Below are 23,974 nucleotides of genomic sequence, written 5' to 3'. Positions count from 1 at the left end.
GAAGAGCAAGAGGACTCCATGTCCACAGCCACCTCGACCCGGGCGCCGCACAGCGACGTACCCACCGGACACAAGGCCGCCGAGGGGCGTGTCGGCGCGGGTCTCTTCGACCCCAAGCAGCTGCTGAAGTCGCTGCCCGACGCGTGCCGCAAGCTCGACCCGCGGGTGATGGTCAAGTCGCCCGTGATGTTCGTGGTCCTCGTCGGCTCGGTGCTGACGACGGTGTTCTCCTTCAAGGACCCGGGCGACTGGTTCGGCTGGGCGATCAGCGCCTGGCTGTGGCTGACGGTCATCTTCGCCAACCTGGCGGAGGCCGTCGCCGAGGGGCGCGGCAAGGCGCAGGCGGACACCCTACGCAAGGCCAAAACCGACACGGTCGCGCGGCGTCTCAACGGCAAGGTGGAGGAGCAGGTCCCCGGCACCGAGCTGCGCGTCGGCGACCTGGTCGTCTGCGAGGCGGGCGACATCATCCCCGGCGACGGTGACGTCGTCGAGGGCGTGGCCAGCGTCGACGAGTCGGCCATCACCGGTGAGTCGGCTCCGGTCATCCGCGAGTCCGGCGGCGACCGGTCCGCGGTCACCGGCGGTACGAAGGTCCTCTCCGACCGCATCGTCATCAAGATCACGACGAAGCCCGGCGAGACCTTCATCGACCGCATGATCGCCCTGGTCGAGGGCGCGGCACGGCAGAAGACCCCGAACGAGATCGCCCTCAACATCCTGCTCGCGTCTCTGACCATCGTCTTCCTGCTCGCGGTGGCCACCCTGCCGCCCTTCGCGGACTACGCGGGTACGCATCTGACGATGGTCGTGCTGGTGGCGTTGCTCGTCTGTCTGATCCCGACCACGATCGGCGCCCTGCTCTCCGCGATCGGCATCGCGGGCATGGACCGGCTGGTGCAGCGCAACGTACTCGCCATGTCCGGCAGGGCAGTTGAAGCCGCGGGCGACGTCTCGACCCTCCTGCTCGACAAGACCGGCACCATCACCCTCGGCAACCGCCAGGCCTCCGAGTTCGTGCCGGTCACCGGCACCACCGAGGCCGAGCTCGCCGACGCCGCCCAGCTCTCCTCACTGGCCGACGAGACACCCGAGGGCCGCTCCATCGTCGTACTGGCGAAGGAGAAGTACGGGCTGCGCGAGCGCCACCAGGGCGAGCTGGCGCACGCCGAGTGGATCGCCTTCACCGCCCAGACCCGGATGTCCGGGGTGGACGTCGACGGGCGCAAGATCCGCAAGGGCGCGGCCGGTTCGGTCATCACCTGGGTCAAGGAGCAGGGCGGCACGGTCTCCGAGGACGCCGAGGCGCTCTCCAACCGCATCTCCGAGGCCGGCGGCACGCCGCTGCTCGTGGCCGTCGAAGACACGGAAGGCGCCCGGGTGTTGGGCGTCATCCACCTCAAGGACGTCGTCAAGGACGGCATGCGCGAACGGTTCGACGAGCTGCGCCGCATGGGCATCAAGACCGTCATGATCACAGGCGACAACCCGCTGACGGCCAAGGCGATCGCGGACGAGGCGGGCGTCGACGACTTCCTCGCGGAGGCCACACCCGAGGACAAGATGGCGCTGATCAAGCGCGAGCAGGCCGGCGGAAAGCTCGTCGCGATGACCGGTGACGGTACGAACGACGCGCCGGCGCTGGCCCAGGCCGACGTGGGCGTGGCCATGAACACCGGTACCTCGGCCGCCAAGGAGGCCGGGAACATGGTGGACCTGGACTCCAACCCCACCAAGCTCATCGAGATCGTCGAGATCGGCAAGCAACTGCTGATCACCCGGGGCGCGTTGACGACGTTCTCCATCGCCAACGACGTGGCGAAGTACTTCGCGATCATCCCGGCGCTGTTCGCGGCGGTCTACCCGGGCCTGGACAAGCTCAACATCATGGACCTGTCGTCGCCCGACTCCGCGATCCTGTCCGCCGTCATCTTCAACGCGCTGATCATCATCGCGCTGGTCCCGCTCGCCCTGCGCGGAGTTCAGTACCGGCCGGTGAGCGCGGATCGCCTGCTGCGGCGGAACCTGGGTGTCTACGGCCTCGGCGGTCTGATCGCCCCGTTCATCGGCATCAAGCTCATCGACATGATCATCTCCCTCATCCCCGGGCTGTAACAATTTGAAAGCGTGTTGATCGGCAATGAACAACTCGGTATCGAACACACTCCGGTTGCTGGGGGCGGGCCTGCGGGCCCTGCTCGTCCTGACCCTGGTCACGGGCGTCATCTACCCGCTGGTCGTCACCGGCGTCGCCCAGGCCCTGTTCGACGACAAGGCCAACGGCTCGGAGATCAAGTCGGAGGGCAAGGTCGTCGGCTCCTCGCTGATCGGCCAACAGGGATACAGCCTGGACTACTTCCAGCCCCGGCCGGCCAACGGCCTGGGTGAGAACTCCGTCAACACCCAGTACAAGCTGATCCTGTCCGGCGCCACCAACCGCTCGGGCGACAACGCCGACCTCATCAAGTGGGTCAAGGAAGCGAAGGCCCAGGTCATCAAGGACAACTCGACGTCCGACCACAAGGTCAAGGCCTCCGAGGTCCCCGCCGACGCGGTGACGTCCTCAGGCTCCGGCCTGGACCCGGACATCTCCCCGGCGTACGCGGACATCCAGGTCCACCGGATCGCCGAGAGGAACGGCCTCTCCGTCGCCGAGGTCCAGAAGCTCGTCGACGAGCACACCGACGGCCGCACCCTCGGCTTCATCGGCGAGCCCCGCGTGAACGTCCTGGAGCTCAACATCGCGCTCAAGGAACTGATCAAGGGCAACTGATGACCCGGGTGCTGGTCGTGGAAGACGATCCCCAGCTCGTAAGAGCACTCGTGATCAACATGCAGGCACGCCGGTACGGAGTGGACGCGGCGCCCGACGGTGCCACGGCCCTCCGGCTGGCGGCCACGCGTCAGCCGGACGTCGTGATGCTCGATCTCGGTCTGCCCGACATGGACGGGGTCGACGTCATCAAGGCACTGCGTGGCTGGTCCCGCGTACCGATCCTGGTGCTCTCGGCACGGCAGTCCTCCGACGAGAAGGTCGCCGCCCTCGACGCGGGCGCCGACGACTACATCACCAAGCCGTTCGGCATGGACGAACTGCTGGCGCGGCTGCGGGCGGCGCTGCGGCGGGCCGAGGACGTGCCGCTCGCCCCCGAGGCCACGCTGGTCACCACGGACGAGTTCACCATCGACCTGCTGGCCAAGAAAGCCGCACGGCGTGGCCGGGACGTGCGGCTGACCCCGACCGAGTGGCACCTCCTGGAGATCCTGGTCACCAACCCCGGCCGGCTCATCACACAGAAGTACCTGCTCCAGGAGGTCTGGGGCGTGACCCAGAGCAAGACCAACTACCTGCGCGTCTACATGGCCCAACTCCGCCGCAGGTTGGAGGCGGATCCCTCGAACCCCCGCTACCTCATCACCGAACCCGGCATGGGTTACCGCTTCGAAGGGTGAACATGGCACGCGGCAAGCTCCGCATCTATCTCGGCGCGGCACCGGGCGTCGGCAAGACGTACGCGATGCTGTCCGAGGCACACCGTCGCATCGAGCGGGGTACCGACTGCGTGGTGGCTTTCGTGGAGCACCACGGCCGGCCGCGGACCGAGGTGATGCTGCACGGCCTGGAACAGATCCAGCGCAAGGAACTGGACTACCGGGGCAGCGTCTTCACCGAGATGGACGTCGACGCCGTGCTCGCGCGGCGGCCCCAGGTGGCCCTCGTCGACGAACTGCCCCACACCAACATCCCCGGCTCCCGCAACACCAAGCGCTGGCGGGACGTGGAGGAACTTCTGGCGGCCGGGATCGACGTGATCTCGACCGTCAACATCCAGCACCTGGAGTCGCTCGGCGACGTCGTCGAGTCGATAACGGGCGTACGCCAGCAGGAGACCGTCCCCGACGAAGTCGTGCGGCGCGCCGACCAGATCGAGCTCGTCGACATGTCACCGCCCGCGCTGCGCCGCCGTATGGCGCACGGCAACATATACAAGCCGGACAAGGTCGACGTGGCTCTCTCCAACTACTTCCGCCCCGGAAACCTCACCGCCCTGCGGGAGTTGGCCCTGCTGTGGGTGGCCGACCGGGTCGACGAGTACCTGACCGAGTACCGCAGCGAGCACCGGGTGTCCAAGATCTGGGGCTCACGCGAACGCATCGTGGTCGGCCTGACCGGCGGCCCCGAGGGACGGACGCTGATACGCCGGGCCGCCCGCCTCGCCGAAAAGGGCGCCGGCGGCGAGGTCCTCGCCGTCTACATCGCCCGCAGCGACGGGCTGACGTCCTCCTCTCCGAAGGAACTCGCTGTCCAGCGCACCCTGGTGGAGGATCTCGGCGGCACCTTCCACCACGTCGTCGGCGACGACGTGTCCGCCGCGCTGCTGGACTTCGCGCGCGGCGTCAACGCCACCCAGATCGTGCTGGGCGTCTCCCGGCGCAAGAGCTGGCAGTACGTCTTCGGGCCGGGCGTCGGCGCGACGGTCGCCCGGGAGTCGGGGCCCGACCTCGACGTCCACCTGATCACCCACGACGAGGCCGGCAAGGGCCGAGGCCTGCCCGCCGCCCGGGGTACGCGGCTCGGCCGGTCGCGGATCATCTGGGGCTGGCTCGTCGGGGTGCTCGGCCCTGCCCTCCTCACCCTTCTGCTCACCGGCGTCGCTCCCGAAGTCGGCCTCGCCAACGACATGTTGCTGTACCTGTCGCTGACCGTTGCGGCCGCGCTGCTGGGCGGTCTGCTGCCCGCTCTGGCCTCCGCGGCGGTGGGCTCGCTGCTGCTGAACTGGTTCTTCACCCCGCCCGTCCATACGTTCACGATCTCCGACCCGAAGAACATCGTCGCCATCGTGATCTTCGTGGGGGTGGCCGTGTCGGTGGCGTCCGTGGTCGATCTGGCCGCCCGGCGCACCCAGCAGGCGGCGCGGCTGCGGGCCGAGTCGGAGATCCTGTCCTTCCTGGCGGGCAGTGTGCTGCGGGGTGAGACCAGCCTGGAGGCGTTGCTGGAGCGGGTGCGGGAGACCTTCGGCATGGAGTCGGTGGCGCTGCTGGAGCGGGAGAGCGACGTGGAGCCCTGGACGTGCGCGGGCAGCGTGGGTCCGAGCCCCTGACAGAGCCCCGAGGACGCGGACGTGGACATGCCGGTCGGCGACCACATGGCCCTCGCGCTGACCGGACGGGTGCTGCCCGCCTCGGATCAGCGGGTGTTGGCGGCCTTCGCCGCTCAGGCCGCTGTCGTGCTCGACCGCCAGCGCCTGCAGCACGAGGCCGACCAGGCCAAGGAGTTGGCGGAGGGCAACCGGATCCGGACGGCGCTGCTGGCCGCCGTCAGCCATGACCTCCGTACCCCACTGGCCGGCATCAAGCCGTCGGTCACCTCGCTGCGTTCGGACGACGTCGAGTGGTCGGACGAGGACCAGGCCGAGCTCCTTGAGGCGATCGAGGAGGGCGCCGACCGCCTCGATCTGCTCGTCGGGAACCTCCTCGACATGTCCCGCCTCCAGACCGGCACGGTCACCCCGATCATTCGCGAGATCGACCTCGACGAGGTCGTGCCGATGGCGCTCGGCGGGGTGCCCGAGGACAGCGTGGAACTCGACATCCCCGAGACGCTGCCGATGGTGCACGTCGACAAGGGGCTGTTGGAGCGCTCGGTCGCCAACGTCGTGGAGAACGCGGTCAAGTACAGCCCCGCGGGCACCCCGGTGCTGGTGTCGGCGAGCGCCATGGCCGACCGGGTGGAGGTGCGGGTTGTGGACCGCGGGCCCGGCGTCCCCGACGAGACCAAGGACCGTATCTTCGAGCCCTTCCAGCGCTACGGTGACGCCCCGCGAGGAGCGGGCGTTGGTCTCGGGCTCGCCGTCGCCCGGGGATTCGCCGAGGCGATGGGCGGCACCCTCAACGCCGAGGACACTCCCGGCGGCGGGCTCACCATGGTCCTGACCCTCAGCGTGGCGCCGGGGCGCACACCGGAGGAGCCCGAGGACGTGTCGGCAGCGGTCACCTCATAGTCGTGACGCGACGGCCGGGCTCACCGTGCCCCGCCTCGCGCCCCGGCTGGTCGGCAGGCACAGCGCCGCGTCGCCGATCGCGGTGACCGTCGTGGGCCGTCACTGCGAGGCCGGTGACGTGCCGGCCACGGACGTCGAACTCCCCGGCGGCGTACGCCCCGTCGCAGGGGAGTTCGACGTGCACCTTGACGCTCCTGGGTCCCCTTTCTAGAGTCCGGGTTCCGAAGGTTCGGTGACAGGTTCGAAAGTTTCGGATTTGGATCACATGCCACCGTACGGAACGCCTCTCCAGGGGACAGGAGTCGTCATGCGTTCGGTCGCCATGCGTTCAGCGGAACCCAACAGGCGCTTGCGGCTGCGACGTTGGCGCGTGGCGGCGGCCGCGCTGCTGACCCGGACCACCGCTCCCTGACCGAACCGCCTTCCGGAAGCCGGGAGTTGACGCGAGATTCCCGATGCACAGGGGGTTGCCACCCTTCCGAAGCTGTCCTTAGGGTGCGGCAGCAGCGCAATTTCCGGATGAATCCCGAATGTTTCGACAAGGAGTGCATGATGGGCGACCAGGTTCTGTCACGCCGCGGCTTCCTGGCCGCCTCCGCCGCGGCCGGTCTGGGCATGACCGTCCTCAGCGGCTGCGGCGGCGACTCGGACGAGAGCTCCTCGGGGACGACGACGATCGAGTGGTGGAACATCTCCACCACCCAGCCGGCGAAGGACGTCTGGGCCGCTCTGGCGAAGAAGTTCGAGGACCGGAACCCCAAGGTCAAAATAAAGATCGTCCAGTTGGAGAACGACGCCTACAAGTCGAAGATGACGGCGCTGACCGCCTCCGGAAAGCTGCCGGACATCTTCCACACCTGGGGCGGCGGCGTCCTGAAGCAACAGGTCGACGCCGGGCTCGTCGAGGACCTCACCGACCCCACGAAGGCCTGGGCCGGGAACCTGCTGCCCGTCGCGTCGGAGCCGTATCTGCTCGACGACAAGGTGTACGGGATCCCGTTCGACATCGGCATGATCGGCTTCTGGTACAACAAGGCGCTCTTCGAGGACGCGGGCATCAGCGCACCCCCGACCACCTGGAGCGGCTTCCTCGACGCCGTCGGCAAGCTGAAGTCCGCCGGCATCACGCCCCTCGCCCTGGCCGGCAAGGAGAAGTGGCCGGGCATGTACTACTGGGCCTACCTCGCGATGCGCACCGCCGGCGTAGACGCCCTCCAGAAGGCCAACGACGACAAGGACTTCACCGGCGCCGGGTTCGTCGAGGCCGGTCAGCACCTCAAGGACCTCGTCGAACTGGAGCCGTTCCAGAAGGGGTTCCTCGGCGCCGCCTACTCCACTCCCAGTGGCCAGGCCGCCGCGGTCGGCAACGGCAAGGCGGCGATGGAACTCATGGGCCAGTGGGCGCCGGCCGTGGAGGCGGACGCGGGCAAGGGCCTCGGGGACGACCTCGGCTTCTTCCCGTTCCCCGCGGTCGAGGGCGGCAAGGGCGCCATCACCGAGGTGTTCGGCGGTGGCGGCGGGCAGGCCCTGCGCAAGGGGGCACCGCAGGCGGCCGTCGACTTCCTGAAGTTCTTCGCCTCCGAGGCCACCGACATCGAACTCGTCAAGAAGACCGGCGTCCTCCCGGTGGTCCCGGCCGCCGAGAGCGCCATCAGCGACCCCAACACCAAGGCCGTACAGGCGCAGTTGACGGGCGCGACCGGCTTCCAGCTCTACCTCGACCAGGCGTATGCGCCCGCTGTCGGCCAGGAGGTCAACGACAGCGTCGCCGCGCTCATCGCCGGCTCCAAGTCCCCCGAGCAGGTCACCCAGTCGATCACCAAGGTCGCGAAGGAAGAGCAGTAGTCGGCGATGACCTCCACTTTCCTCCCGGACAAACAGAGCGGCCCGGATGTCGACCTGCCGCCCCCGTCCGCGGCCTTCGCGCGGGGGCGGGCCCGGCGGCGCACGCTGAACTGGCTCACCGCCGTCGGCTTCCAGGTACCCGCGCTGGTGCTGTTCATCGGGCTGGTCCTGCTGCCGATGCTGTTCGCGCTCTACGCCGCCTTCTTCCGCTGGGGCGGCTTCGGCATGCCCTCCGACTACATCGGCGCGGACAACTTCACCCGGCTCTTCCAGGACCCGGTCTTCCTCGGCGACCTGTGGCGCTGCCTGGTTCTGGTCGTGCTGTCGCTCGTGCTCCAACTGCCGTTCGCGCTCGCCATGGCGGTGGCGCTCAACCAGCGGCTGCGCGGCCGGGCCGTGTACCGGATGCTGTTCTTCGCGCCCTACGTCCTGTCCGAGGCCATCACCGGCGTCCTGTTCAGCATGATCTTCGCCCCGGACGACGGACTCGCCGACCACGTCCTGGGCGGCATCGGCCTCGACGGTCTGGGCGGCGAGTGGTTCGCCGACCCCTCCTACGTCATGGCGACCCTCTTCCTGGTCATGACGTGGAAGTACTTCGGCTTCCACATGATGCTCTACCTGGCCGGACTCCAGTCCATCCCGGCCGAGTTGACGGAGGCCGCGCTGATCGACGGCGCGGGCGCCTGGCAGCGGTTCCGCAACGTCACCCTGCCGCTGCTCGCACCCACCCTGCGCATCAGCGTCTTCCTGTGCGTCATCGGGTCGATCCAACTGTTCGACCTGGTGTGGGTGGTGACCCAGGGCGGCCCCGACCACCACTCCGAGACGATGGCCGTGACCATGTTCCAGTACGGCTTCAAGCGCTACCAGGTTGGCTACGCCAGCGCGATCAGCGTGGTCATGTTCGGCATCTGTCTCGTCTTCGCCCTCGCCTACCAGCGGTTCGTGCTCCGCCGCGACCTCGAAGGGGCCACCACGACGATGAGGGGGGACGGCAAGTGACCCGCAAGACCGTACGCACCCTGCCGCTGCACCTGATCCTCGTCGCGGTCGGCGTGGTGATGATCACCCCTCTGGTGTACGCCGTCCTCTCCGGCTTCAAATCCACCGACGAGCTCTCCAGCAACCCCTTCGGGCTGCCCGAGCGCTGGCTGACCGGCAACTACACCGACATCCTCGGCTCCGGCGACTTCTGGCGGCTGCTCGGCAGCAGCACGGTGATCGCGGTGGCGACGACCGTGCTCGTCGTCGCCGTGTCCGCGCTCGCCGCCTTCTCCTTCGCCCGGTTCGCCTTCCGCGGGCGGGAGTTGCTGTTCACCTTCTTCACCATGGGGCTGATGTTCCCCTTCGCGGTGGCGGCCCTGCCGCTGTTCCTGCTGCTGCGCTCCCTGGACCTGCTGGACAACCCGCTCGGCGTGATCCTCCCGCAGGCCGCGTTCGGGCTGCCGATGACGATCATCATCCTGCGCGGCTTCTTCCGGCAGATCCCCGGCGAGCTGGAGGAGGCGGCCACCCTCGACGGCTGCAGCCCCTTCGGCTTCTTCTGGCGGGTACTGCTGCCCATGGCACGCCCCGCGCTCGGCACCGTATCGGTGCTCGCCGTCGTCACCAGCTGGAACAACTTCTTCCTGCCGCTACTGGTGTTCACCGACAACACCTGGTGGACCCTGCCCATCGGCGTCCAGCAGTTCCAGGGCCAGTACTCGGCGGAGTACGCCCGCGTCTTCGCCTACCTGGTCCTCGCGATGGTCCCCGCCCTCGCCTTCTACTCGGTCGCCGAGCGCCAACTCGTCGGCGGCCTCACCGCCGGCGCGACGAAGGGATGACGCGCGCAGGCGGACGTACGGCTCACCCACACAACTGCACGTGAGGAGTCGCACCATGCGCAAGAACCGTCTGAGACTCGCCGGAGCTCTCGCCGCAGTCCTGGTCGCGGTCACAGGCACGGCCGCCGGGGCTCATGACAAGCCGCCCACCCTCGCCGACCTCGCCCAGCGCCACGGCCGCTACTTCGGCAGCGCCACCGACAACCCCGAACTCGTCGACGAGCCGTACAAGGCGATCCTCGGCAGCGAGTTCGACCAGATCACGCCGGGCAACGGCATGAAGTGGTACGCCACCGAGCCGCAGCAGGGCGTCTTCGACTGGACCAACGGCGACGAGATCGTGAACCTTGCCCGGCTCAACCACCAGAAGGTGCGCGGGCACACGCTCGTCTGGCACAGCCAACTGCCCGGCTGGCTGACGAGCGACACCTGGACGGCGGACGAGCTGAGGGCCGTACTGAAGAACCACATCCAGACGGAGGTACGGCACTACCGCGGCAAGGTCTTCGCCTGGGACGTCGTCAACGAGGCCTTCAACGAGGACGGCACCTACCGCGAGACGGTCTTCTACAAGACCCTCGGCCCCGGCTACATCGCCGACGCCCTGCGCTGGGCCCGCCAGGCCGACCCGAAGGTCAAGCTCTACCTCAACGACTACAACATCGAGGCGGTCGGCCCGAAGAGCGACGCCTACTACAACCTGACCAAGGAGCTGAAGGCGCAGGGCGTCCCACTCGACGGCATCGGTCTGCAGGCCCACCTGGCCCTCCAGTACGGCTATCCGACGACCCTGGAGGACAACCTCCACCGCTTCTCCGAGCTCGGCCTCGACACCGCGCTCACCGAGGTCGACATCCGGATGATCCTGCCCGCGACCGAGGACAAGCTGGCCCAACAGGCCGAGTGGTACGGCGACTTGACCGAGGCGTGCCTCGCGGTGCGCAGGTGCGTCGGGATCACCGTCTGGGACTACACGGACAAGTACTCGTGGATCCCGGCGTTCTTCGAGGGCCAGGGCGCCGCGCTGCCGTGGGACGAGCAACTGCAGCCGAAGCCCGCGTACTTCGCGATCGCGGAGGCGCTGAAGTAGCTCACGGACGTGACGGTGGTGCGGTGCTCGACCGCACCACCAGTTCCGTGCCCAGCTCCACCCGCGGGGAGTCCGGCTGCTCGTCGCGCGCCAGCCGCAGGATTGTACGGACCGCCAACTTGCCCATGTCGGCCAGCGGTTGGCGGACCGTCGTCAGCGGCGGAGCCGACCAGCGGACTTCCGGAAGGTCGTCGAAACCGACCACGCTCATGTCCTCCGGCACCCGCAGGCCACGCCGGCGCAGCGCCTCGATCGCGCCGAGCGCCATCTGGTCGCTGGCCGCGAACAGGGCGGTCGGCGGGGTGGGCAGGTCAAGGAGGGCGTTGCAGCCGGTGAAGCCGGACTCGGGGAGGAAGTCGCCGGGCGCGACGAGGGACTCGTCCAGCGTGATGCCGGCGCCCTCCAGGGCCGCGCGGTAGCCGTCGAGGCGGGCCCGGGAGCAGAGCAGCCGGGGCGGGCCCGCGATCAGGCCGATCCTGCGGTGGCCCAGCGACAGCAGATGCTCGGTGGCCGCCATGCCGCCCGCCCAGTTGGCGGCGCCGATGGTGGGGGCGTCGAGTGCGGGGGAGCCCGCCGGGTCGACGACGACCAGCGGCACACCCAGGACGCGCAACTCCTCGTGCAGGACCGGCTCCAGGTCCGAGGTGACGAGGATGACTCCGTCGGAGGCCCGCGCCCGCAGGTTCTGCATCCACTCGCGAGCGTCACCGGAGCGGCCGTGTATCGCCGAGACGACCGTGCCGACGCCGGCCGCGTGGGCGACTTCCTCGACGCCCCGGATGATCTCGACGGCCCAGGGGCTGTCGAGGTCGTTGAAGACCAGGTCGAGCAGGGCGGCGCGGGTGCCGGAGGCGGGGGAGCGCTTGCGGTAGCCGTGCCGGCGCAGCAGGTCCTCGACGCGGGCCCGGGTCCGAGGCGACACATCGGAGCGGCCGTTGACGACCCGGGACACGGTCGGCACCGAGACCCCGGCCTGCCGGGCGATCTCCGTGATCGTGACCTTGTTCCGGGCCTCGGGCGCCGCTTCCGCGTCGGCCTCGCGTGCGGTCAATTCGCCCACCTCCGTTGACGGTTCCCCTTGTGCTCGAAACTTCCAGGAGTCTTCCGGAAAGCGCGTGGCCGTGGGAAGCCCTGGCCGGAACGGGAATCCTTCATGACCGCATCACATGCAGGGGACTACGGGGAGTGATCACCCCCGGACACACGTCGGGGCCGGTTCGCAGAGGATGTCTGCGGTCCGGCCCCCAGAAGGACTGGCTCTCAGGCGGCCGTCATGATCTGGCCGGCGCCCATCGGGCGGTGCGGCGCGATGATCTGGCCGTCCGGCAGGAGCTCACCGGTGTCCTCGAAAAGCAGGACGCCGTTGCACAGCAGGCTCCATCCCTGCTCCGGGTGGTGCGCCGCGAGGCGCGCGGAGTCCCGGTCGGTGGAGTCGGCTGTCGGACACGGCGGCTGGTGCTGGCACATTGGTGGGATCTTTCGCTCTGTCGTGAGATGTGAGATGGATGGTGTGTCTGTCCCGCGGCTTGAAGCTTCGTTCATGGCCGCCCCCCGTTGTGATAAGTCGTTCCGAACCCAGTGTTGCCCTACGGACGTCAATCCGCAGGGATTTAGCAGCACCGCTTCTCACAGGTTGATGACGCATCACCCGCCCGGACGGTTCATCCCAACTGCACTGTCACTTCGGGTGGTTCCCCGTGGTCGGATGGGGCTAGTCCGGACGGGTCGAAGGCTTTTTCTGGCTCTTCCGAGCGATTTATCGCTCGTACGAGCGTAATGGCGCCGGAAACAGCGGCGTACCCCGCTACCGGGAATTCGGCGGCGGGGTACGAAGGCGCCTGGAAGGGGTCCGAGTGGGCCGACGGTCAGGCGGGGGAGCCGAGCAGTCGCGCCGGAGTCACCCGATGGGTCAGCACCGGAAGCAGTTCCGCGACCCGGTGCGGGCGGTGCGCCGCGATGCCGGGCGGGGCCGGCGCCAGCGGGACGAGCAGATCGGTGGCGGCCGGATGGCCGGTGGCGCCGTCCGCCGCGCAGTCGCCGTGCAGCCAGAGCGTGAGCATGTAGAGCTCGGGTACCGACAGCAGACGCGGCTGGTAGGACTGTTTCATCGTCTCGGCCTGACGCAGGGCGCGCTCGGTGGCGGCGATGTAGGGCCCCTCGAAGAAGTGCGAGAACGCCCAGCCGTCCGGCGTCAGCATGGTCTCGGCCGCGGCCACCGAGCGTTCGCCGCAGCGGATGAGGAATCGCCACCCGGCCAGCCGGGTGGCGGACGCGCCGTCGGGCGTGATCCGGTCCAGTACATGGACGGGCAGCGGGAGTTCGGGGGTGGCGGGCCCCTGCGCGGCGCGCAGCGAAGGGGTTCGGGCCTCGCGGACCGCGGTGGGGGAACCGAGTGCCGTGAGGACGGAGCGAAGGGCGGGCGCGGGAGCCGGGGGGACATGCAGCGGCATGGTGGGTCGCCTCTCAATTCAATCGACAGGCACGGTGGCGCGAGAGCGTGGGCGGACGGCGCTGTCTGCTCGCGGGGTCAGAGTGGCCGGGGGGCCTGGGTCGGTGAACGGGTGGTACGGGTGCGGCCTGCCGTACGTCACCTCGACGGCAGGATGCTTCGACCGTGGGCGCCAACCTTCTGCCTTGTTCGCGGAGCTTATACGACACGTGTTCAGACAGTGTTTCGTCTAGCCGTTTCCCTGATGAACAGCAAGGGCTCATTCGGACGGCGAAAAGCGGGAATCATCCCGGTTCCAGGCAGGGGCTGCGGTGATGACCTCGGGATTTGCCCGGGCGGCGGTCGGCCAATTCTCGTCGGCGTTTTTCACGAGTTCCCGATGTGCCCGAATCTGCACGATGCCCCATGCCTGGTGAATGTGCCCCCGGTCACGTCCAACAGAGTAGCGGGCGCGAGGTCGATCCGGGACGTTATCGATCGCGTCGGCTGGGCATCATCCCACGTGACCCGGGACCAGCGGCCGTTCTTCGGGGCCGCCCATTCGAGGAGGGACGCTTCGATGGGGGAGAAGGTCGTGGCAGGGCCGTTCGACCTGTCCGATCGTCAGCGCTACCGCGACAAGCTGCGGCGGTGCCTGACGGGACTGGAGCGGCTGCTGGCGGAGAAGCGGTTCGACCGCCCCAGGAATCTCATGGGCGTGGAGATCGAATTGAATCTCACCGGCGCCGACGGCATGCCGAAAATGCTGAATGCGCAAGTACTCGAACGCATCGCAAGCCGAGATTTCCAAACAGAACTCGCCAGGTTCAATCTGGAAGTCAACATAGCCCCACACCGACTGGGCGGCCGGGTATTCGACCGGCTCGCCGAGGAACTCCGCACCTCCTTGGCATATGCCCATCGGAAAGCGGGCGAGCTCGACGCGGGAATCACGATGATCGGCATTCTGCCGACCCTGGACCGGGACGACCTGGTCTCCTCGAACCTTTCCGACGTGGACCGCTACGCCCTGCTCAACGAGCAGATCGTGGCCGCCCGGGGCGAGGACTTCACCCTCGACATCGACGGCGTCGAACGCCTCGTCTGCACCGCGAAGTCCATCACCCCGGAAGCCGCCTGCACCTCCGTGCAACTGCACCTCCAGGTCACCCCGGCCCGCTTCGCCGACGTGTGGAACGCCGCGCAGGCGGTCGCCGCCGCTCAGGTCGCCGTGGGCGCCAACTCGCCCTTCCTGTTCGGCCGTGAACTGTGGAGCGAGTCGCGGCCCCCGCTGTTCCAGCAGTCCACCGACACTCGCCCGCCCGAACTCCAGGCCCAGGGGGTCCGCCCGCGCACCTGGTTCGGGGAACGCTGGATCTCCTCTGCGTACGACCTCTTCGAGGAGAACCTGCGCTACTACCCGGCACTCCTGCCCATCTGCGACGACGAGGACCCCCTGGACGTCCTCGACGCGGGCGGTGTGCCCAAGCTCGCCGAACTCGTCCTGCACAACGGCACCGTGTACCGCTGGAACCGCCCCGTCTACGGCATCGCAGACGGCTTCCCGCACCTGCGCGTCGAGAACCGCGTCCTGCCGGCGGGCCCCACCGTCACGGACGTCATCGCCAACGCGGCCTTCTACTACGGCGTCGTCCGCGCCCTCGCCGAGGAGTCGCGGCCGGTGTGGACCCGGCTGCCCTTCGAGGCGGCGTCCGCCAACTTCGACGCCGCGTGCCGCCACGGCGTCGACGCCCGCCTGACCTGGCCCCGGCACGGCCGCTACGGCGGCACGACCGAGGTCGACGCCGTCACCCTCGTACGCGATGAACTGCTGCCGCTCGCCGAGGCCGGGCTGGATGCGTGGGGTGTCGAACCCGCCGACCGGGATCTTTACCTCGGGGTGATCGAGGAGCGGTGCCGGCGTCGGGCCAACGGGGCGACCTGGCAGGCCGCCACGTTCCACCGGGCCCTGGAGAAGGGCCTGGACCGGCCCGCCGCCCTGTCCGCCACCACGCGGCGCTACTGCGAGTTGATGCACCAAGGGGAGCCCGTACACACCTGGCCGGTCGGGTTACGGGAACCGGTGCCGCTGGGGTGACTCTCAGCCCTGGCTGCTCCTCGCGCCCGCCGCCACGATGGCCTTGAGGATCACCGAGTGGATCTGCGCGGGGTCACTGACCTCGTGGCCCGAGCCGCCGGTCGCCTTGGCGATCTGCTCGGCCTCCTCCCGGTCGGCGTCCGGACCCACGGCGATCATGATGAGGGGGACCGGACGCTCGGGGTCGACGAGCTTCTGCAACTCGGTGATGAGAGCGCCGCGCGAGATGCTGCCCGGGTCCTGGTTCACGCCGTCGGTCAGGATGACGAGCGCGTTGAACTTCCCCTTGGCGTAGGAGGACGCGGCCGCCTTGTAGGCGGCGAGCGTGGTGTCGTACAGCCCGGTGGAGCCGCCCGGAACCGGCTCCAGGCCGCTGAACGCCGCCGACAGCGCGTCCCGTTGCGTGCCGTCGCCGCTGCGGTCGCCGAGCCGCTCGGTCTCCACCAGGATCTGGTAGTCCTTGTCGCCGTCCAGCTTCGTGGAGAACTTCCACAGGCCGATCTCGTCCTCGGGCGTGAAGGTGGCGAGCGCCTGGAGCAGCGAGGCCTTGGTGACGTCCATCCGCGTCTGGCCCGTGCCCGGCACCGGTTCCGACATGGACGCGGAGGCGTCGACGACCGTGGTGATCCGGGCGCTCTGCACGGTGATCGTCCAGGTGCCGAGGGCCTCCTGGACCGCGGTCTCCTCGGGGGGCCGGGCCGCGGTGGCCGCGTACGGCTGCGGACTGCTGCCGCCGGCCTGTTCGACCAGCGTCTGCGCGACCTCGTCCGCGTCGGTGCGGAAACCGTGCTTCTCCAGGATCCGGCGCTGCTCCGGCTGCCGCAGATACGTCATGAACCGCAGGGCGGCCCGGCTCTGGTCGGTCGTCAGCTCCGACGGGTCGACCAGCGTGTACGGGTAGTCGAGGCGGGGCGAACCGTCCGTGGGGTAGAAGAGGTCCACGCTGGTGCCGTCGCCGGCCGAGGCGTTGTGCGCGAACGCCGCCTGCTCGGTGAGGATCAGCGCCTGGTTGCGCTTCGGGTTGCCCTGCTCGGTGCCCGAGGAGTCGCGGGGCAGCGTGTCGAGCACCTGGGTGTCGCTGTCCGACGTGCGCTGCGAGAGGGTCTTCATCATCGCCGCGGCCTGGACGGCGCCGCCCTTGACCCCGGCGGCGGCCGTGCCGAGCTGGGTGAGCGCGAGCAGCCCGGTCGCACTGCGCGCCGGGTCGGCCGCGCCGAGCTTGAGTGACTCGTCCTGCATGGTGGCGCCGGCTAGTTCCATCCAGGTGTACGTCTTCTTCGGCCACCCCAGCGACTTCGCGGCCGCCGACACCATCGCGACCCCGATCGGGGTCGCGGCGACGTTGCCCGAAGGGGTGACCTGGGTCGCCTTGCTGTCCGCGGTGATCCGCTGCACCCATATGTCCGAGTCGGGCACCCACACCTGCACGTCGGACTGCTTGCCCGCGCCGAGCGCGTCGGCGACCTTGTACGACTCCCGCGCGGTCACGGTGATGTCGACGCAGCGCCCGTCGGAGGTGATCTCCGCCTCGCGCGCCCGGGTCGCGGCGGACTTCAGGGCCGGAGCCATGTCCGGGGAGGCGGCGAGCTTCAGCCGCACCGGGTTGTCCCGGCAGGAGGCGCCGAAGGAGAGCAGCCCGCTCTGGACGGCGACCGCCGTGCCGGCCGCGACGGTGAGAACGAGCAGCGTCGCGATGGCCACCGTTCGGCGGCGCGCGCGTGGACGGGGGTCGCTGGCGCCAGCCCCGTACTGTTCGGGCAAGCTGTGACGTCCCATGACGGTGGTGTCCCTCCCTGATGAGCCTCGTGCCGGAATGGGCCGTATGGCAGGCAAAGGGGGAGGTACGCCCCGTACGGTGCCCGTCCCCCCAACGGCCTTTCGCACGATCTTCGTAACTTCTTTCGAGACACTAGCGGGGCGAAGATGGGCGTGGGGCGGGATTACTCAACTGGAGGCAGGAGTGCAGGTGGAGGCTGGCGCGGTGGCTGATTCTTTTCCGCAGGAGCGGCCCTCGCGGCGGATTCTCCGTGACGAGACGCTGCTCGTTCTGGGGCTTTCGCTCGGTGCGAGCGGTGTGTCTGCCCTGATCAGTTTTGTCGGATCGGTCACCAAACCGGGCGGCCTCAAGGATCAGGCCGCGACCCTCAACGCCTCGGCCGCACCGGGCCGTCCGTGGCTGGATCTCGCCTGGCAGCTCTTCGGGATCGCCTCGTCCCTGGTGCCCGTCCTGCTCGTCGCGCACTTCCTGTTGCGTGAGCGCGAGAGCCTGCGCACCCTCGGCTTCGACCGCACCCGCCCCTGGCCCGACCTCGGCCGCGGGGCCGCGATCGCCGCGGTGATCGGCAGCTTCGGAATCGCCTTCTACCTGGCGGCACGCGGTCTGGGCTTCAACCTCACGGTGGTGCCCGAGGCGCTGCCCGAGGTGTGGTGGAAGTACCCGGTGCTGATCATGTCGGCGATGCAGAACGCGATCCTCGAAGAGGTGATCGTCGTCGGCTACTTGCTGCGCAGGCTCGGCCAGTTGGGCTGGACCCCGGGGACGGCGTTGGTGGCCAGTTCCGTACTGCGCGGCTCGTACCACCTCTACCAGGGCATCGGCGGCTTCATCGGCAACATGGTGATGGGCGTCGTCTTCGTCTACCTGTACCGCCGCTGGGGCCGGGTGGGTCCCCTGGTGGTGGCGCATTCCCTGCTCGACATCGGGGCCTTCGTGGGCTACGCGCTGCTCGCCGGGAAGGTGGACTGGCTGCCGACCGCGTGACCGGTTCTGGAGGGCGTACGAGGCTGTCGTACGCCCTCTTTGTCGTGTCAGGCGTTCAGCTCGCCGTCGATCACGGTGACCGCGCGCCCGGTGAGGAGTACGCGGTCGCCGCGCAGCTCGGTGGCGACGCGGCCGGAGCGGGGTGAGGCCTGGAGGCCGGTGAGGGCGGCGCGGCCGAGGCGCTCGGACCAGAAGGGGGCCAGGGCGGTGTGGGCGCTGCCGGTGACGGGGTCCTCGTCGATTCCGACGTTCGGGAAGAAGCAGCGGGAGACGAAGTCGTAGCCGCGGTCCGGGTCCTCGGCGCGGGCGGTGGCGATGACGCCTCTCGTGGAGTGGGCGGCCAGGGCCTTGTGGTCCGGCGCGAGAGCGTGGACGGTCTTCTCGTCGGCGAGCTCCAGCAGCAGGTCGCCGACGTTCGGACCGGTGTCGAGGACCGACACGGGCTCGGCGCCCAGGTCGTCGACGAGGCCCTCCGGTAGGTCGACCGGCGTGAGCGGGGCCGTGGGGAAGTCCAGGGTGATCGAGCCGTCCTCGCGCGGCGTCGCGACGAGAACGCCGCTGCGGGTCGCGAACCGTACCGGGCCCCCGTGGACGCCGGTGGTGTGCAGGACGTGGGCCGTGGCGAGCGTCGCGTGGCCGCACATCGCGACCTCGGCGGCCGGGGTGAACCAGCGCAGCGCCCAGTCGGCGTCACCGCCCGCGGGCAGCCGGTGGGCGAACGCCGTCTCTGCGTGATTGACCTCCATCGCCACCTTCTGGAGCCAGTCGTCCCCCGGGAAGGAGTCGAGCAGCAGTACACCGGCCGGGTTGCCGGCGAAGGGGCGGTCGGTGAAGGCGTCGACGATTCGAATACGCATGGCGCCGACGCTAGGGGCCTGAAGGGGAGCCGGGCCAAGGCCAATTCGCGGCTGCTGGACCGATTCCGGGCGGTGACATCCACGGGGATGGCCGCGAGGTGCTGAGGCGCGGTTGCGTTCTCCTGCTGCCTGGAATCCCAGCTCGGAGGGGCTTGCCATTCGATCGGTTCCGATATATCGTTGACGCATCGCGACAGATCAACGATGGAATGGAGTGATTGCGATGCGTACCCACGGATACGAGCGTGGACATGGAGAAGGCGGCCACCGGCGCGGTCGGGGCGGCTTCGGCGGAGAGCGTGCGGCCTTCGGGCCCTTCGGGCCGGGTGGCCCTGGTTTCGGTCCCGGTGGTCCGGGTGGCCCGGGCTTCGGTCCCGGCCCCTGGGGCGGACGAGGCCGCGGCGGACCAAGGGGAAGGGCGCGGCGAGGTGACGTACGTGCGTCGATCCTGGCCCTCCTCAAGGACCGGCCGATGCACGGCTACGAGATGATCCAGGAGATCGCCGAGCGCAGCGGCGGGGCGTGGAAGCCCAGCCCCGGCTCGGTCTACCCCACCCTTCAGTTGCTGGAGGACGAGGGCCTGATCGTCAGCGCGAGCGAGGGCGGCAAGAAGCTGTTCTCCCTCACCGAGGCCGGCCGCACCGCGGCCGACGAGGGCCCTGACGCGCCTTGGGAAGAGGCCGGGCGCGGGGTCGACTGGGAGGCTCTCAGTGAGATCCGGCAGGCCGGCTTCGGTCTGATGGAGGCCTTCGGCCAGGTCTGGAAGACCGGCAGCAAGGAGCAGCGCGAGAAGGCGCTGAGCGTCATCAACGAGGCCCGCAAGAAGCTGTACCTGATCCTCGCCAACGAGGACTGACGAACGGCGACGGCGCCCCGCGGAGTGATCCGGGGGGCGCCGTCATGCGTGGTGGGGCGTTCAGGTCACCAGCCCGTTCAGCTTCCGTAGCGACTCGTTCAGTGCCGCCGTGCCCGAGTCCTTGAGCTTGCCCGCCATGAGCGAGACCGCGGCGCCCGTGAACTCGCCGTCGATACGGACCGTCGTCGCGTCCCCGTCGGGCGTCAGGGTGTAGCGCGTGGCGACCGACACCGCCATCGGGCCCTTGCCGCGGATCGCCAGTACCCGGGCCGGCTCCAACTCCTCGACGGTCCACTCGACCTCCGCCGGGAAGCCCATCAGCTTCATGTTCTCCTGGAAGGTCGCGCCCACTTCGAGGGTCTCGGGGCCGCCCTTGGGGAAGTCGGTGTGGGTCGCGTTCCACTCGCCGTACGCGGACCAGTCCGTGAGCTGGGTCCACACCTTCTCCGCGGGTGCCTCGATACGTGCCTCCGCGCTCACTTCGGCCATGCGACCACCTCTTCGTGTCGGGCTACGGTGTCGCGGAACGTAGCCGCAGGGCCCTGAACATTCAATACTGATGAACCGTCAGGAATTGTGTGCGTTCCGGAGGGTGGGGTCAGATGAGGCGTCACCTCGGCGTCCTCAGCCAGAACAGGTCGGCGAGCAGCGTGTCCTCCGGGGCGTACACCCGGTACACGTAACGGCGTGGTTGCGCCGGGGGCGCGAAACAAGGCGGCGCACGCCCCCGCAGGTGAAAGGGCGTGATGTCATCCCCAAGGAGGAGATTCCGGCCGTTCGGGTCCACTCTGTGTGGGACGCGAAGATGCTTCCCTCCGGGGATGACCGGATGCCGAGGGGCTGATGGGGTAGGGGATGTGCAACCCCGTATCCCAAGGCAGTCGGCCGGCGAGCAGGGCAGCCACCGTGTGGACAACGATGCCAGGCTCAGTGCGGAGCTGGCAGCGGTGGTCGCCGGTGCCCGCAGGAGGGCGCTGCGGGACGGGGACCGGCAGATCGACACGGCCCATCTGCTGCACTCGCTGCTGGAGTCCGACCCCGAGATCCGTGACTTGTTCGACGGAGCTCCGCAGGTCGCCCGGCTGCTTGGCTATCTGGTGCAGCGCAGCATCGGCTACGGGCTGCGCTGGCAGGGCACCGTCGAGGACTCCGGTGCCGTACCCGTCGTGACGGGGGTCGAGGGCTGGTCGCCGCTGGCCACGGGTGCGCTGGAGTACGCCTGCGCGCGGTCCGAAGGGCGGGGTGACGAAGCGGCCCGCTGTGTCGACCTGCTGGCGGCCATCGTCGTGGACCCGCAGGCGCGCGCCGTCGAGGTGCTCGCCCGCGCCGGGATCGACGCGTGCGAACTGCTCGCCCGCATCGAGATCGGACAGCCCGCGGGGTAGGACACACCGGCGGGGACGGACGGTCCAGCCGGCGAGACAGGTGCCATCGGGGATGACGCTCATGTCATCGCCTGGCATCATGTGCCGGTGCGTATGTCAGAGAGCAGTCAGGGAAGCCGTGGCAAGGGTGTCGGGCTCGGTCTCGCGTTCGGCTCGGCCGTTGCCTTCGGCGGATCCGGTGTCGCGGCCAAGCCGCTGATAGAGGCGGGACTCGATCCGCTCCACGTGGTGTGGCTGCGCGTCGCCGGCGCCGCCCTCGTGATGCTGCCGCTCGCCGTACGGCACCGCGCGCTGGTACGCCACCGCCCCGCGCTGCTCGTCGGATTCGGCCTGCTCGGCGTGGCCGGCGTCCAGGCCTTCTACTTCGCCTCGATCTCCAGGATCCCGGTCGGGGTCGCCCTGCTCGTCGAGTACTTCGCGCCCGCGCTGGTCCTGGGCTGGGTGCGCTTCGTGCAGCGCAGGCCGGTGACGCGGGCCGCGGCCCTCGGCGTCGTCCTCGCGGTCGGCGGGCTGGCCTGTGTCGTCGAGGTCTGGTCCGGCCTGAGCTTCGACGCCGTCGGGCTCCTGCTCGCGCTCGGCGCCGCCTGCTGCCAGGTCGGCTACTTCGTCCTGTCCGACCAGGGCAGCGAGGCGGGCGACGAGGCACCGGATCCGCTCGGCGTCATCGCGTACGGCCTCCTCGTCGGCGCCGTCGTCCTCACCGTCGTCGCCCGCCCCTGGAGCATGGACTGGTCGGTGCTCGCGGGCACCGCGCACATGGACGGCACTCCGGTCGCGGCCGCCCTGCTGCTGGCCTGGATCGTGCTCGTCGCCACGGTCGTCGCGTACGTCACCGGCGTGCTCTCGGTGCGCCGGCTCTCCCCGCAGGTCGCGGGCGTAGTGGCGTGCCTGGAGGCGGTCATCGCGACCGTGCTGGCCTGGGTGCTGCTCGGCGAGCACCTCTCCGCGCCGCAGATCGTCGGCGGGGCGATCGTCCTCGTGGGCGCGTTCATCGCCCAGTCGTCGGCGCCCGCGAAGGCGTCGCAGACTCCGGTCGCGAGCGGCGACGGCGACAACGGCGGGGGCACGGAAAGGCAGTTGCCGTCCCACAGCACGGCCGCCTAGGTTCGTGACCATGCATTCGAGCGCACGCATCTTCTCCCCGCCGACAGTCTGAGGCGGGCCCCTGCAAAATCACGCCCGGCAAGGGCCTGTCTGCCAATTCCCGTCTGCCGCGCGACGCCATGCACGTACTCTCGCCGCACCGGGCACAGACCCACGTACAACCAGTACGAGGGCCTGCGCCCGGCACACCGAGAGCACGCACCTGACGCCGCCCGGCCCGCCCTCCGGGCGGACGACGGGAATTGGCAGACAGGCCCTGGTCGCCGGGCGGAACAGCGCTGCCCGCAGACGAGTCCATGGACCCCGTGACCGATCCGGGGTCCTGTCCCGAACCTCCGCGCGGCCGCTGCCTTCTCCTCAGCCGCCGCGCGACTGCGGAGAGAACTCGTGTCGAATGCTGCTTCAGGCCTGCCCACCGGGCGAGGCCTCCTCTACCTGATCGTCGCCGGTACCGCCTGGGGTACCGGCGACGCGGCCGGCTCCCTGGTCTTCCGGGCCGGTGACATGGGGCCCATCGCCCTTTCCTTCTGGCGTTGCGCGGGCGGCTTCGTGCTGCTCCTCGCCGTCCACCTCCTGCGCCCGCGCGTGCCGGCCGGCACCGCGTCCGAACCCCTTGGCCGCAGGGCGCTACGAGTCGTCGTCAACGGCGTCGGGCTCGCGCTGTTCCAGGCGGCGTACTTCGCGGCCGTCACGTCCACCGGACTCGCCGTCGCCACGGTCGTCACCCTCGGCGCCGGTCCCGTACTCATCGCGCTCGGCGCACGGCTGACCATGGGCGAGCGGCTCGGCCGCGGCGGCGTCACCGCGGTGGCCGGGGCGCTCGCCGGACTGGCCGTGCTGGTGCTGGGCGGCGGCGAGGCGACCGTACGTCCCTCCGGTGTACTGCTGGCGCTCGCGTCGGCGGCCGGCATTTCCGCGATGACGCTGGTCACCCGGTGGTTCGGGAAGAACGGCGGGGCCGACGCGTCCGGTACGACCGTGTGGACGTTCGCGGTCACAAGCCTGTGCCTGCTGCCCTTCGCCCTGGCCGAGGGCCTGCTGCCGCACACCGCCGAACCCGTCCGGGTGGTCTTGCTGCTGGCCTACCTCGCGGCGATCCCCACGGCACTCGCATACGCCCTCTACTTCGCGGGCGCGGCCGTGGTCCGGTCGGCCACGGTGTCCGTGATCATGCTCCTTGAGCCGGTGGGCGCGGCGATCCTGGCCGTCTCCCTGCTCGGTGAGCGGCTCACCGCTGCGACCTGCGTCGGTACGGCCCTGATGCTCGGCTCGGTCGCGGGCCTCGCGGGGGCTGAGGCGCGCGGTGCGCGGGCAGGGGAGGGGGAAGGGAAGGAGGAACCGGTCCTCGTGTGACGAGGGGGCGGGTCCTTCTTCGTCCTCGCTTCACGAAGGGCCCGCCCCTCATGGCCTCGCCGCGCTCGGCGTCGTAGGCGAAGTGCAGGGGCTGTAGGAACGGGGGCTCGCCGGGCGGGCCGTTGACGGCGAGCTGCCCGAAGTCGTGAGAGGCCAGCCTTCTCTGCACCAAGTCAGAGGTCCGCGGACCAGCGGGCCCGGGTTCGGGGTCATGGTGCTTGGTGCTGCGGCGCCAACACCATCGTTGCAACGGCACGTCGATCGAGTCGGACGAGTACTGAGTAACCCGTCACGGCGGATGTGGTGGGTGTGTGAGGCCCTCGGGAGCGGCGGAACGGAAATAGCCCGTGCGCCCTTTGCTCAGGG

19 protein-coding genes and 3 pseudogenes are annotated in these 23,974 nt (G+C 69.6%); 15 read left to right on the top strand and 7 right to left on the bottom strand.

Annotated elements, in window-relative coordinates:
* Window positions 1-18: 18 nt before the first annotated feature.
* The 9 genes and pseudogenes from kdpB to AC5DRG_RS08485 all read left to right on the top strand — a co-directional run bounded on the left by kdpB (window position 19) and on the right by AC5DRG_RS08485 (window position 10,766).
* Window positions 19-2,115: a potassium-transporting ATPase subunit KdpB gene (kdpB, locus tag AC5DRG_RS08525; protein ID WP_491809384.1), complete on the top strand. Its 2,097-nt coding sequence runs from the start codon at window positions 19-21 to the stop codon at window positions 2,113-2,115.
* A 25-nt stretch (window positions 2,116-2,140) separates the two neighbouring features.
* Window positions 2,141-2,773: a potassium-transporting ATPase subunit C gene (locus tag AC5DRG_RS08520; RefSeq protein WP_491809383.1), complete on the top strand. Its 633-nt coding sequence runs from the start codon at window positions 2,141-2,143 to the stop codon at window positions 2,771-2,773.
* Window positions 2,773-3,453 carry a response regulator gene (locus AC5DRG_RS08515; protein ID WP_491809382.1) on the top strand — a complete coding sequence of 227 codons (681 nt, stop codon included), beginning with the start codon at window positions 2,773-2,775 and terminating at the stop codon, window positions 3,451-3,453. Before AC5DRG_RS08520 ends, AC5DRG_RS08515 begins: the two co-directional genes overlap by 1 nt.
* A 2-nt stretch (window positions 3,454-3,455) precedes the next feature.
* Window positions 3,456-6,002: pseudogene (locus AC5DRG_RS08510) on the top strand (DUF4118 domain-containing protein).
* Window positions 5,992-6,162: pseudogene (locus AC5DRG_RS08505) on the top strand (diaminopimelate decarboxylase); the annotation flags it as partial. The pseudogenes AC5DRG_RS08510 and AC5DRG_RS08505, both read left to right, overlap by 11 nt.
* Before the next feature lie 392 nt (window positions 6,163-6,554).
* The gene (locus AC5DRG_RS08500; RefSeq protein WP_491809381.1) at window positions 6,555-7,847 is read left to right on the top strand and encodes an extracellular solute-binding protein; all 1,293 of its coding nucleotides are present in this window, start codon (window positions 6,555-6,557) and stop codon (window positions 7,845-7,847) included.
* A 6-nt stretch (window positions 7,848-7,853) separates the two neighbouring features.
* Window positions 7,854-8,852 (top strand): carbohydrate ABC transporter permease, encoded by a 999-nt coding sequence (locus AC5DRG_RS08495; RefSeq protein ID WP_491809380.1) that lies wholly within the window; start codon window positions 7,854-7,856, stop codon window positions 8,850-8,852.
* A gap of 59 nt (window positions 8,853-8,911) precedes the next feature.
* On the top strand, window positions 8,912-9,676 hold the full coding sequence (locus tag AC5DRG_RS08490; RefSeq protein WP_491812994.1) for a carbohydrate ABC transporter permease: 765 nt from the start codon (window positions 8,912-8,914) through the stop codon (window positions 9,674-9,676).
* A 55-nt stretch (window positions 9,677-9,731) separates the two neighbouring features.
* Entirely contained in the window at window positions 9,732-10,766 is a 1,035-nt protein-coding gene (locus AC5DRG_RS08485) for an endo-1,4-beta-xylanase (RefSeq protein ID WP_491809379.1), read from the top strand.
* 1 nt (window position 10,767) lies between these two features.
* Here the strand turns inward: AC5DRG_RS08485 and AC5DRG_RS08480 are convergent, their stop codons facing one another.
* From AC5DRG_RS08480 to AC5DRG_RS08470, 3 genes are all read right to left on the bottom strand, one after another.
* Complete coding sequence (locus AC5DRG_RS08480) at window positions 10,768-11,817, bottom strand: LacI family DNA-binding transcriptional regulator (RefSeq protein ID WP_491809378.1); 1,050 nt, start codon at window positions 11,815-11,817, stop codon at window positions 10,768-10,770.
* Window positions 11,818-12,026: 209 nt separating this feature from the next.
* Window positions 12,027-12,233: a DUF5999 family protein gene (locus tag AC5DRG_RS08475; RefSeq protein ID WP_491809377.1), complete on the bottom strand. Its 207-nt coding sequence runs from the start codon at window positions 12,231-12,233 to the stop codon at window positions 12,027-12,029.
* 398 nt (window positions 12,234-12,631) lie between these two features.
* Window positions 12,632-13,216 carry a hypothetical protein gene (locus AC5DRG_RS08470; protein ID WP_491809376.1) on the bottom strand — a complete coding sequence of 195 codons (585 nt, stop codon included), beginning with the start codon at window positions 13,214-13,216 and terminating at the stop codon, window positions 12,632-12,634.
* A 558-nt stretch (window positions 13,217-13,774) separates the two neighbouring features.
* Between AC5DRG_RS08470 and AC5DRG_RS08465 the strand changes: the two genes are divergently transcribed.
* Window positions 13,775-15,292: a glutamate-cysteine ligase family protein gene (locus tag AC5DRG_RS08465; RefSeq protein ID WP_491809375.1), complete on the top strand. Its 1,518-nt coding sequence runs from the start codon at window positions 13,775-13,777 to the stop codon at window positions 15,290-15,292.
* Between the two features lie 3 nt (window positions 15,293-15,295).
* Here the strand turns inward: AC5DRG_RS08465 and AC5DRG_RS08460 are convergent, their stop codons facing one another.
* On the bottom strand, window positions 15,296-17,068 hold the full coding sequence (locus AC5DRG_RS08460) for a substrate-binding and VWA domain-containing protein (protein WP_491809374.1): 1,773 nt from the start codon (window positions 17,066-17,068) through the stop codon (window positions 15,296-15,298).
* Between the two features lie 184 nt (window positions 17,069-17,252).
* Here AC5DRG_RS08460 and AC5DRG_RS08455 point away from each other — a divergent pair, with 184 nt between their 5' ends.
* Complete coding sequence (locus tag AC5DRG_RS08455; protein ID WP_491809373.1) at window positions 17,253-18,053, top strand: CPBP family intramembrane glutamic endopeptidase; 801 nt, start codon at window positions 17,253-17,255, stop codon at window positions 18,051-18,053.
* A 47-nt stretch (window positions 18,054-18,100) separates the two neighbouring features.
* Here the strand turns inward: AC5DRG_RS08455 and AC5DRG_RS08450 are convergent, their stop codons facing one another.
* Window positions 18,101-18,910, bottom strand: coding sequence for a PhzF family phenazine biosynthesis protein (locus tag AC5DRG_RS08450; RefSeq protein WP_491809372.1), 810 nt, complete (start codon window positions 18,908-18,910; stop codon window positions 18,101-18,103).
* Window positions 18,911-19,133: 223 nt separating this feature from the next.
* On the opposite strand from AC5DRG_RS08450, the gene AC5DRG_RS08445 reads away from it, so the two are divergent.
* Window positions 19,134-19,766 carry a PadR family transcriptional regulator gene (locus AC5DRG_RS08445; protein ID WP_491809371.1) on the top strand — a complete coding sequence of 211 codons (633 nt, stop codon included), beginning with the start codon at window positions 19,134-19,136 and terminating at the stop codon, window positions 19,764-19,766.
* 60 nt (window positions 19,767-19,826) lie between these two features.
* On the opposite strand, the gene AC5DRG_RS08440 is transcribed toward AC5DRG_RS08445, so the two are convergent.
* Entirely contained in the window at window positions 19,827-20,255 is a 429-nt protein-coding gene (locus tag AC5DRG_RS08440; RefSeq protein WP_491809370.1) for a type II toxin-antitoxin system Rv0910 family toxin, read from the bottom strand.
* A 368-nt stretch (window positions 20,256-20,623) separates the two neighbouring features.
* Here AC5DRG_RS08440 and AC5DRG_RS08435 point away from each other — a divergent pair, with 368 nt between their 5' ends.
* The 3 genes from AC5DRG_RS08435 (at window position 20,624) to AC5DRG_RS08425 (ending at window position 23,608) form a co-directional block, all read left to right on the top strand.
* Window positions 20,624-21,151: a peptidase gene (locus AC5DRG_RS08435; RefSeq protein WP_491809369.1), complete on the top strand. Its 528-nt coding sequence runs from the start codon at window positions 20,624-20,626 to the stop codon at window positions 21,149-21,151.
* Between the two features lie 93 nt (window positions 21,152-21,244).
* Window positions 21,245-22,255, top strand: coding sequence for an EamA family transporter (locus tag AC5DRG_RS08430; protein WP_491809368.1), 1,011 nt, complete (start codon window positions 21,245-21,247; stop codon window positions 22,253-22,255).
* 387 nt (window positions 22,256-22,642) lie between these two features.
* Complete coding sequence (locus tag AC5DRG_RS08425) at window positions 22,643-23,608, top strand: DMT family transporter (protein ID WP_491809367.1); 966 nt, start codon at window positions 22,643-22,645, stop codon at window positions 23,606-23,608.
* A 49-nt stretch (window positions 23,609-23,657) separates the two neighbouring features.
* On the opposite strand, the pseudogene AC5DRG_RS08420 reads toward AC5DRG_RS08425, so the two are convergent.
* A pseudogene (locus tag AC5DRG_RS08420) lies at window positions 23,658-23,780 on the bottom strand (FMN-binding negative transcriptional regulator); the annotation flags it as partial.
* Between the last annotated feature and the right edge of the window lie 194 nt (window positions 23,781-23,974).

This window comes from Streptomyces sp. JLBG701, assembly GCF_058544905.1.
Note: the sequence above shows the minus strand (reverse complement) of the source record. Positions and strands in the feature narration are given on the sequence as shown.

Excerpts from the sequence above, each read along its gene's own strand:
- kdpB (WP_491809384.1), top strand. The coding sequence starts at position 19 with ATGTCCACAGCCACCTCGACCCGGGCGCCGCACAGCGACGTACCCACC.
- AC5DRG_RS08520 (WP_491809383.1), top strand. The coding sequence starts at position 2,141 with ATGAACAACTCGGTATCGAACACACTCCGGTTGCTGGGGGCGGGCCTG.
- AC5DRG_RS08515 (WP_491809382.1), top strand. The coding sequence starts at position 2,773 with ATGACCCGGGTGCTGGTCGTGGAAGACGATCCCCAGCTCGTAAGAGCA.
- AC5DRG_RS08500 (WP_491809381.1), top strand. The coding sequence starts at position 6,555 with ATGGGCGACCAGGTTCTGTCACGCCGCGGCTTCCTGGCCGCCTCCGCC.
- AC5DRG_RS08495 (WP_491809380.1), top strand. The coding sequence starts at position 7,854 with ATGACCTCCACTTTCCTCCCGGACAAACAGAGCGGCCCGGATGTCGAC.
- AC5DRG_RS08490 (WP_491812994.1), top strand. The coding sequence starts at position 8,912 with ATGATCACCCCTCTGGTGTACGCCGTCCTCTCCGGCTTCAAATCCACC.
- AC5DRG_RS08485 (WP_491809379.1), top strand. The coding sequence starts at position 9,732 with ATGCGCAAGAACCGTCTGAGACTCGCCGGAGCTCTCGCCGCAGTCCTG.
- AC5DRG_RS08475 (WP_491809377.1), bottom strand. The coding sequence starts at position 12,233 with ATGTGCCAGCACCAGCCGCCGTGTCCGACAGCCGACTCCACCGACCGG.
- AC5DRG_RS08470 (WP_491809376.1), bottom strand. The coding sequence starts at position 13,216 with ATGCCGCTGCATGTCCCCCCGGCTCCCGCGCCCGCCCTTCGCTCCGTC.
- AC5DRG_RS08465 (WP_491809375.1), top strand. The coding sequence starts at position 13,775 with ATGGGGGAGAAGGTCGTGGCAGGGCCGTTCGACCTGTCCGATCGTCAG.
- AC5DRG_RS08460 (WP_491809374.1), bottom strand. The coding sequence starts at position 17,068 with ATGGGACGTCACAGCTTGCCCGAACAGTACGGGGCTGGCGCCAGCGAC.
- AC5DRG_RS08450 (WP_491809372.1), bottom strand. The coding sequence starts at position 18,910 with ATGCGTATTCGAATCGTCGACGCCTTCACCGACCGCCCCTTCGCCGGC.
- AC5DRG_RS08445 (WP_491809371.1), top strand. The coding sequence starts at position 19,134 with ATGCGTACCCACGGATACGAGCGTGGACATGGAGAAGGCGGCCACCGG.
- AC5DRG_RS08440 (WP_491809370.1), bottom strand. The coding sequence starts at position 20,255 with ATGGCCGAAGTGAGCGCGGAGGCACGTATCGAGGCACCCGCGGAGAAG.
- AC5DRG_RS08430 (WP_491809368.1), top strand. The coding sequence starts at position 21,245 with ATGTCAGAGAGCAGTCAGGGAAGCCGTGGCAAGGGTGTCGGGCTCGGT.